Consider the following 8,439-nt stretch of genomic DNA (forward strand, 5'->3'; position numbering starts at 1 on the left):
GTGAAGCGCGGGGAGCAGATGCCTGACCAGGTGCAGCGCGGGAGTTCCGTGTACGAGCTGTTCCAGGACCGGCGGGACGTGGTGGAGCTCATCCACCGCGCGCTCGCCGGGGAGAGCCTGTCGGTGGGGCATCATGACCATCTTCCCTACCACTCCGGACGCGTCCAGGGGGCAGGGGCACGGTGCGACACAGACTTCCGACAGCAGGCGTCCTGCTTCATCCCACCGGTGTCTCCGGAGGAGCGCAGGCGTGCGTGCGTGCGTGCGGTCCGGGCGCCGGGGCTTCCCGGTCTCCCGTCGGGCCGTGGGGAGGGACGGGCCTGGAGAGGCCCGACCGCTCGCGCTGGAGCGGGGCCCCGCGATGAACCCCTTTGCCTCCCCGACGGAGTCGCTCGCGGACCTCGTGGAGGGGCTGCGCGAGGACATCCTCCGCCGCTGGGTGGCGCGGATGGGCGCGTCCCTGGGAGAGGCGCCCTCCGCCTTCCATGAACGGTTGCAGGAGCTGCACCGGCTGGTGGACGTGCTGATCCTCCTCCTGCGCCAGGGGATGGAGGAGGAATGGGCCCTGGAGCCGGCCCGGGCGGAGGGCCGGGAGCTTGGCCGCAAGCGCTACCAGTCCGGGGAACGGGTGGAGACGCTGGTGGAGGAGTACGGCCTGCTGCGCGAGGTCATCCTGGAGACGCTGGAGTCCTCCCACCGCCCGCTGGGGTCGGCGGCGATGCGGGCGCTCTGGCGCGCGCTGGACGGCTCGCTGACGGAGGCGGTCGCCCACTACATCCACGAGCACGAGCAGTCACTGCGGACGCGGGAGCAGCGGCTGCAGACCATCCTCGACCATGCCCCGGCGGCCATCTACGCGAAGGACGCGCAGGGGCGGTACCTCTTCATCAACCACCCCTTCGAAGTCATCTCCGGCCATGAGCGCCAGGCCGTGCTGGGGCGCTCGGACCCGGAGCTGTTCCCCCGGGAAACGGCGGAGCGCTTCCAGGAGAACGACCGGCAGGTGCTGGCGGCACGCAGTTCGCTGGTGTTCGACGAGGAGGTGCCCCAGCCCGACGGGCTCCACGTCTACCACACGCTGAAGTTCCCCCTGCCCACCGTCGCGGGCGAGGATGCGTGGGCCGTGTGTGGCGTGTCCATGGACATGACCGCCACGCGCGTGCTGCGCCAGGAACTCGACGAGGCCCGCGCGCAGCTCCACCGCGTGCTCACCCAGCTCCCCGTCGTCCTGTGGGCCTTCGACGCGCAGGGCACCATCACCCTCTTCGAGGGCGCGGGCGTGAAGCGCGGGGAGCAGATGCCTGACCAGGTGCAGCGCGGGAGTTCCGTGTACGAGCTGTTCCAGGACCGGCGGGACGTGGTGGAGCTCATCCACCGCGCGCTCGCCGGGGAGAGCCTGTCGGTGGAGCTGTGCCTCTTCGGCGTCTGGTTCGAGGTCCGCTTCATGCCGGTGTTCGGCCCGGACGGGCGCGTGGTGAGCGTGTCGTGCGTGTCACTGGACATCACCGAGCGCCAACGGGCGGAGCAGGAGCTGCGCACGTCGGAGACGCGCTACCGCCTGGCCACGCTGGCCACCCGCGACCTCATCTGGGACTGGGACCTGGTCACGAATGAAATCAGCTGGAGCGAGCTGTCCGCGAGCATCCTGCGGCTGGACACGTCCCGGGGCCCGCTCCCCATGAACATCGCCTGGTGGACGGAGAGCCTGCACCCCGAGGACCGCGAGCGCATCAGCCGGGGACTCCAGGAGGCCATCCACAGCCCGGAGGGCCACTGGCAGGCGGCGTACCGGCTGCGACGGGGCGACGGCACCTGGGCCTTCATCGAGGACCGGGGCCGCGTGGTGAAGGACCTGCACGGCCGGCCGGTCCGCATGGTGGGCGCCATGCAGGACGTCACCCGCCGGCACGAGGCGGAGATGGAGGCGAAGCGGCGCGCGGAGTTCGAGCAGCTGCTCATCGGCATCGTCGGGCACGACCTGCGCAACCCCATCTCCGCCATCACCATGGCGGCCACGGTCCTGGCCCGGCGCGAGGATGCGGATCCGCGCGACCAGAAGGCCGTCGCCCGCATCCTCGCCAGCGCCGAGCGAGCCCACCGGATGCTGCGCGACGTGCTGGACTTCACCCAGGCCCGGCTGGGCGGCGGCATCCCCATGACCCCCCACGCGGTGGAGCTGATGGAGGTGCTGCGCCAGGTGATGGACGAGGTGCAGCAGGCCCACCCCGACCGCAGGCTGGAGGTGGAGCACCGGGGGGACACCCACCTGTCGTGCGACCCGGACCGGCTGGCGCAGGTCATCACCAACCTGGTGAACAACGCGCTCGCGTACGGGGAGGAGGTCTGCCCGGTGCGCGTGCGGCTGCGCGGCCAGCCGGAAGGGGTGACGCTCACGGTGAACAACCAGGGGCGCCCCATTCCGCCAGCGCTGCTGCCACACCTGTTCGAACCCCTCAAACGCGCGGAGGTCAGCGAGGGCAACCGCCTGGTGCACGGGCTGGGGCTGGGGCTGTTCATCGTGAAGCACATCGTGGACTCGCACGGGGGGCGCCTGCGCGTGCGCTCCACCGCGCAGGATGGCACCACGTTCATCGTGCACCTGCCGCGTCACTCGCCGCTGGAAGACCGCGGGTGAGCGCGCGCTCAGACCCGGGAGCGCCAGACGAGCACGCCCACGAGGGCCACCAGCACGGGCAGGGCCCCGGCGGTGAGCAGCGCGCCGTGCGGCCCGGCCGAGTCCAGCATCGCGGCGACGAGGCCACTGCCCAGGCTGAGGCCCAGCGCGAAGCAGGCGTTGGAGAGCGCGAAGCCCTCCGCCTGACGGCTCTCCGGGAGCTGGCGTTGCAGCAGCGTCGCCTGCATCGCCGCCTGGGGCGCCAGGAAGATGCCCGCCGCCGCCAGCGCGCCGCCCAGCGCCCACAGGTCCGCTACCAGCGCCAGCGGCACGAGCAGCACGCCCCACAGCGCGAGGAACAGCATGCACCGGCGCAGGATGACGCCGTCCCCGGTGACGCGGCCCTTCAGCGTGCTGGTGTACAGCAACCCGCCCACGGCGCTCGCGGCGGACAGGAGCGCGGTGAGGCCCCCCCACGCCTCCGGGCGCGAGCCCACCTGGGCGAGCCGGGGCGGCAGCGCGGCATCCACCACGCCCCAGCTCACCCCGACCGCCAGTGACGACAGGTACAGGAGCCGGGGCAGCCCCCGGAAGAAGGGCGCGAGCGACGCCAGCGTGGCGGCCACCGGAGGCCCGGAGGGGGGCTCGCGTTCCGGCAGGAAGAAGTTGAGCGCCAGCGCCGACAGCCCGGTCAGCGCGATGGCCCCCACGCCCAGGGTGGCATGGGCCAGCGCGAGCATGCCCACGAGCGACGGGCCGAGGATCCACTGCACCTCCATCAGCACCGCGTCGATGGCGAACGCCGCCTCCAGCCGCGCCTTCGGCACCAGCGCGGGGAGCAGCGCGCGATAGGCGGCGACCACCCCCGCGGGCACCACGCCGCCCACCACCGACAGCGGCAGCAGGACCCACAGCGAGGCCTTGAAGAAGCATGCGAGCGAGAGCGCGAGGAAGACCGCGGCCTGGGCGAGCAGCGGACCGCGCAGGCCTCCCGGCAGACGCCGACGGTCCAGGGTGCGGCCCCGGAACGGCGCCGCCGCGGCCATGCCCATCGCGTAGCCGCTGGCCATCCACGCGCCCTGCGAGAACGCGCCCGTGGCCTGCGCGCCCGCCAGCAGCAGTGCGAAGGGCGCCATCGTCCCGCCCAGCCGCGCGAACGAGCTGGCCAGCACCCAGCGGCGCCAGGCCGGCTCCGCCCACAGCTGCCGCTGGGCCTGCCAGGGACCGTGCTCCCGCGCGGGGGCTGCCTCCACCGCCCGCGCAGGCTCCGCGGCCCCCGGGGAGGACGGCCCACCGGCGGCTTCCAAGGCTCCGTCCACGGCTGCTTCTTCCCGTCCCGCCATGCGCGTCTTCCTACCGGAGATGGGTCCGGCCGTCTGCCCGACGCCCGGGGCCGCCTGCCCGGGTGTCGGAGGGGCGCTTGCCCTGGAGGGGCGGCCCGGATAGCAACGGGGCTCCCGGGGGGCGCAAGCCTTGAGCTCGGGATGTGGAGCGGAGTGGCGCGATGAAGAAGAAGTGGGTCATCGGTGGGGTGCTGGGCTGCGCGGGGCTGCTGCTGGTGAGCCTGTTGGGGCTCATCGCGGTGGGAGCCCGCGCGGATCGCGAGATGGAAGGCTCGGGCATGGGCTCGATGAAGGAGGCGCAGGAGCAGGCGGGGCGGCTCGCCGAGCTCAACACCCGCTACCCCTTCCAGCCGCCTCCCGCGGGCCAGGTGCTGAAGCTGGACGAGGCGCGGCTGGAGGCCTACCTCACCGCGCGCGAGGCGACGATGCCCGCCCTCCACACGCTGGAGACGGAGTCCGCCGCGTTCTTCAAGCAGTACGGCGCCGACCTGGGCAGCAAGAACCCGCGCGCCGTCCTCCGGGCCGCCGGCGCCTCCATGCGGATGATTGCGAAGGCGCGGGCCGCGTTCGCCACGAACCTGGAGGCCGTGCGCATGTCGCCCCTGGAGTTCCAGGGCCTCACCCGCGTGCTGTACCCGCCCCCGGTCGTCGCTCCCCAGGAGGCGGCCCCGGTGGCGCGGCCCTCGGACCCGGAGAACCTGGCGCTCCTGGAGAAGCAGCTCGCGGAGCTGACGCCCCAGCTGGAGGATCCGAAGCTCAGCGAGGAGCAGCGCCTGCAACTGGAGCAGCGCCGCGCCGGGCTGCGCAAGTACATCACCACGCTGGAGCTGGCCGGAGGCAAGGTCGTGCGGGACGCCAACGCCGCGCTGCTGGGCAAGCACCAGGCACGCATCGCGAAGGTGGCGAACATCGGCTTCGATGAGTTCCTGGTGTTCGAAAAGGCGTCCGACGCCCCCCGTCCTGGCACGCCCTGAACCCCTGGGGCGCCCGCGTCCCTCAGGCCTCCACCTCGCGCGGAGGCCCGGGGGGACGCCGGTGCGCGAGGCTTGCCCCTACGGCGGTGCCAATGACGACGAGGATGATGGCCACCGACAGGAGCGGCGGGATGTGCACCCACTTCTCCACCACCATCTTCACGCCCGCGAACGCCAGCACCCCCGCGAGGCCGTAGTGCAGGTAGCGCAGCTGCCCCACCGCCCCGGCGATGACGAGGTAGAGCGCGCGCAGCCCCAGGATGGCGAAGGCGTTGGAGCTGTAGAGGATGAACGTGTCGGTGGTGACGGAGAACGCCGCCGGCACCGAGTCCACCGCGAACAGGATGTCCGTCACCTCCAGGCCGATGAGCGCCAGCAGGAGCGGCGTGACGAGCCTGCGGCCCCCCTGCTTCACCACGAAGTGCGGCCCCTCCACCTGGTCGCTCACCGGAAGCCTGCGCGACAGCCACTGCACGACGCGGTTGTCCTGCTGCTGGGACGGGTCCTCGCGCAAGACGCGCCACGCGGTGATGAGCAGGATGGCGCCAAAGACGTACGACACCCAGCCCCAGCGTTGCAGCGCCGCCGCGCCCAGGAAGATGAACAGGGCCCGGAACACGAGCGCCCCGAAGATGCCCAGGAAGAGCACCTCGTGCTGGTAGCGCTGGGGCACGTTCAGGCTGCGGAAGATGACGAGGAAGACGAAGACGTTGTCCAGGCTGAGGCTCTTCTCGATGAGCCACGCCGCCAGGTATTCGTGCCCGCGCTGGCTGCCCAGCGTCACCCACACGAAGCCACAGAAGGCCAGCCCCATCCCCACCCACGCCAGGCTCCACAGGAGGGCCGCACGGTGTGACTGACCGCGCCCGCCCCGGTGGGCCAGCAGGTCCACCACCAGGAGCGCCAGCAGCAGCGCCCAGAAGACGACCCAGGCCCAGGAAGGGGTGCTTTGCATGACCCCACCAACCTAGGCATCCCGTCGCCCGCTGATCGCTGGAGCGACCCGCCCGGAGTCAGGTCCTACCCAGATGTGCATTGATGACGCGATGCGTTGTATGGTGTTGGGAGATGCGGACGAGCGTTGCCTTCTCCCTCACTCAGGATGTGATACTTCCCTGGAAGGCTTGGACCTCATGATTCTCAACACTCCAAAGGCGGTGCGATGAACACGGTCATCTTCGCTTGTAAGCAGAGTGCGGGCAGCTCGCAGATCGCTGCGGCGTTCTTCAACGTGATGGCAGACCCCGCGAAGGCGCGAGCCATCGCCGCCGGACCGCAGCCGGCCGAGCGGGTGCAGCCCGAAGTGCTCGCCACGATGAACGACATCACCGTGAACATGACGGGTGCGAAGCCGGAGCAGCTGACGTCGGACCTGGCCAAGAGCGCGCAGGTGGTGGTGACGCTGGGCGGCTTTTCGGAGGCGCCGGTGGTGCAGGGCCAGGAGCGCGTGGAGTGGCCCATGGTCGAGGACACGGCGGGCAAGTCCGCGGCGGACGTGGAGAAGATCCGCGACACGCTGGCCGCGCTGGTGTCGGGCTTCATTGAAAGCCACGGTTGGGAGCGTCCTCCGGCGCCGTAGCAGGTCGCAGGGCTGCACCGCGGAGTGCTTGCCGCGGAAGCTGGTGGTGTGAGCACACCCTGCCGTGAACCGTGGGTGCCGGGGCCTGGGAACGGGCGGGCGGACGGTCGCGGAAGAGGTCGGGACCTGCGACGACGGCGTTGCGGGAGGGGGGGCCTGCCCGGGCCGTGTCGTCGTGAAATGGCAGGTGGCTTGAAATGGGAGGGGGGCTTGCCGCACGCTGTGTCCCTTCGCGGACACGCGGTTCGCGCTTCCCACTCCCAGGCTCCCGCAGATGCTCTCCGTCCTTCTCGCCGCGTTGCTGACGCAGACGGCGCCGCCGGTTTCCGCGCGCCAGCAGGGCGTGCCCATTGGCAGGGGTGAAAAGCTGCCCACCGTGCGCCTGAGCGCGCCTTCGGGCGGGTGGACGGTGGACCGGATGCTGTTCATCGAGGGCACGGTGAGCGACACCACGGTGGATCCGGTGGTCGTCTCCATCAACGGCGACCGCTACCTCATGCGCACCAACGGTGGGCGCTTCAGCCGCAAGTTCCCGGCGGCGAGCGGCAAGAACATCGTCACGGTGATGGCCACCAACAAAGGGGGCACGGCGCGCGCGCAGGCGACGAGCTACGCGAAGGTGCCTCCGGTGCCGCTCAAGGCCATCCTCACGAGCGACACGGACGGCGTCTACACGGACCTGCACATCTACGAGCCCACCGACGCGAGCAGCGCGGGCGACACGCTCGACGTGAAGGCGATGGCGCACGTGTACTGGGCGGACACGGACAGCCCGTCCGGCGGCACGTTCTTCCTCAACGAGCAGGGAGGGGACTTCGATCAGCCGGCGTATGGCCCGTACCTCTACGTGCACCGCGCGCCGCCGCAGGGCGTGTACCTCATCGCGACCAACTACTGGCCCAGCGGTGACAAGGCGCACACGGTGGCGACGCTCAACCTGGCGCTCTTCGAGGGCACGCCGGGCGAGGTGCGCCGCCGCGTGCGCATCCCGCTGGCGACGCCCGGCACCACGCGCGTGCTCGCGTGGGTGAACATCCTGGGCGAGGGACAGGCGGAGGTCTACGTGCCGTCCGCGGATCCGAAGCCCAAGGGTGAGCGTTGGCCCACGAACCTGGACGCGGCGCTCAAGGAACTCCAGATGAGCGGCGACTCCGGCGAGGGTGAGGGCGGGTACTGAGGCGCGCCTGAGGCTCCCCGTCCGGCCCTTCCCAATGCGCGCCCTGATGCTCTCCTTGCTGCTGCACGCCGCCCCGGTGGCGAAGGGCCCGCCCGCGCCCGCGCAGCCCGGGGCGCACGCCACACACGCCACACCGGGCCGCGATGCCGCATCCGCCATGGCCTCCGAACCTGTCTCACCGGAGACGCGCGCGCGGCTGCTGCGCCGCGAGGTGGCGCAGGTGGCGCTCGGGCAGGTGCGGGCTCCGGACGCGGCCTGGCAGCCGGCGCAGCGCGACTGCGCGGGGCTGATCCGCTACGCGTACCGCACGGCCTACCGGCGCGTGGCCTCCGAGCGGCTCTCCTCCCCGCTGTGGAAGGACGCTCGCGGTGAGCCCTCCGACTTCGCGGACGCGGAGACGCTGCTGTCGCGCAACTTCACCGCGCTGGGGCGGGACGCGGCCACGCGCGAAGCGCTGCGCACCGGCGACGTGCTGGCCTTCCGCCAGGAGCACGACGCGGGGCCCGTCTTCCACCTGATGCTCGTGGTGCGCCCGGAGGACCGGGCCCATGCCCCCGCGCGCGTCGTCTATCACCCGGGGGAGCCGGGCGCGCCCGTGCGCACCGGTGTCCTGGACTCGCTCGCCACCGAGGCGCCGCTGGAGTGGCGCCCCGTGCCTGCCAACGCCGCGTTCCTCGGCTTCTTCCGTTTCAAGGAGTGGATGTCATGACCTCACCCGTGAGCCCACCGCCCCCCCAGGGCAAGGGCCCCAC

Annotated in this window: 7 protein-coding genes; 5 read left to right on the forward strand and 2 right to left on the reverse strand. The window is 71.8% G+C overall.

Translation table 11 applies throughout. From position 1 onward, the window contains the following. Positions 1-361: 361 nt before the first annotated feature. A complete protein-coding gene (locus D7X12_RS35845) occupies positions 362-2,635 on the forward strand; it encodes a PAS domain-containing sensor histidine kinase (RefSeq protein WP_120629705.1) in 2,274 nt (757 codons plus the stop codon). A gap of 8 nt (positions 2,636-2,643) precedes the next feature. Here D7X12_RS35845 and D7X12_RS45185 read toward each other — a convergent pair whose 3' ends face one another. Next, a complete protein-coding gene (locus D7X12_RS45185) occupies positions 2,644-3,957 on the reverse strand; it encodes an MFS transporter (RefSeq protein WP_120629706.1) in 1,314 nt (437 codons plus the stop codon). Positions 3,958-4,118: 161 nt separating this feature from the next. On the opposite strand from D7X12_RS45185, the gene D7X12_RS35855 reads away from it, so the two are divergent. Continuing rightward, positions 4,119-4,931, forward strand: coding sequence for a hypothetical protein (locus D7X12_RS35855; protein ID WP_120629707.1), 813 nt, complete (start codon positions 4,119-4,121; stop codon positions 4,929-4,931). A 22-nt stretch (positions 4,932-4,953) separates the two neighbouring features. On the opposite strand, the gene D7X12_RS35860 is transcribed toward D7X12_RS35855, so the two are convergent. After that, positions 4,954-5,886, reverse strand: a complete 933-nt coding sequence (locus D7X12_RS35860) for a TerC/Alx family metal homeostasis membrane protein (protein ID WP_120629708.1) — start codon at positions 5,884-5,886, stop codon at positions 4,954-4,956. 207 nt (positions 5,887-6,093) lie between these two features. Between D7X12_RS35860 and D7X12_RS35865 the strand changes: the two genes are divergently transcribed. The 3 genes from D7X12_RS35865 (at position 6,094) to D7X12_RS35875 (ending at position 8,396) form a co-directional block, all read left to right on the forward strand. Next, the gene (locus tag D7X12_RS35865) at positions 6,094-6,510 is read left to right on the forward strand and encodes an arsenate reductase/protein-tyrosine-phosphatase family protein (protein WP_120629709.1); all 417 of its coding nucleotides are present in this window, start codon (positions 6,094-6,096) and stop codon (positions 6,508-6,510) included. A 274-nt stretch (positions 6,511-6,784) separates the two neighbouring features. Then, positions 6,785-7,687 carry a DUF2135 domain-containing protein gene (locus D7X12_RS35870; protein ID WP_120629710.1) on the forward strand — a complete coding sequence of 301 codons (903 nt, stop codon included), beginning with the start codon at positions 6,785-6,787 and terminating at the stop codon, positions 7,685-7,687. Between the two features lie 34 nt (positions 7,688-7,721). Then, entirely contained in the window at positions 7,722-8,396 is a 675-nt protein-coding gene (locus D7X12_RS35875) for a DUF1175 family protein (protein WP_120629711.1), read from the forward strand. Positions 8,397-8,439 lie beyond the last annotated feature (43 nt).

It is taken from the genome of Corallococcus sicarius (assembly GCF_003611735.1).
GTDB lineage: Bacteria > Myxococcota > Myxococcia > Myxococcales > Myxococcaceae > Corallococcus > Corallococcus sicarius.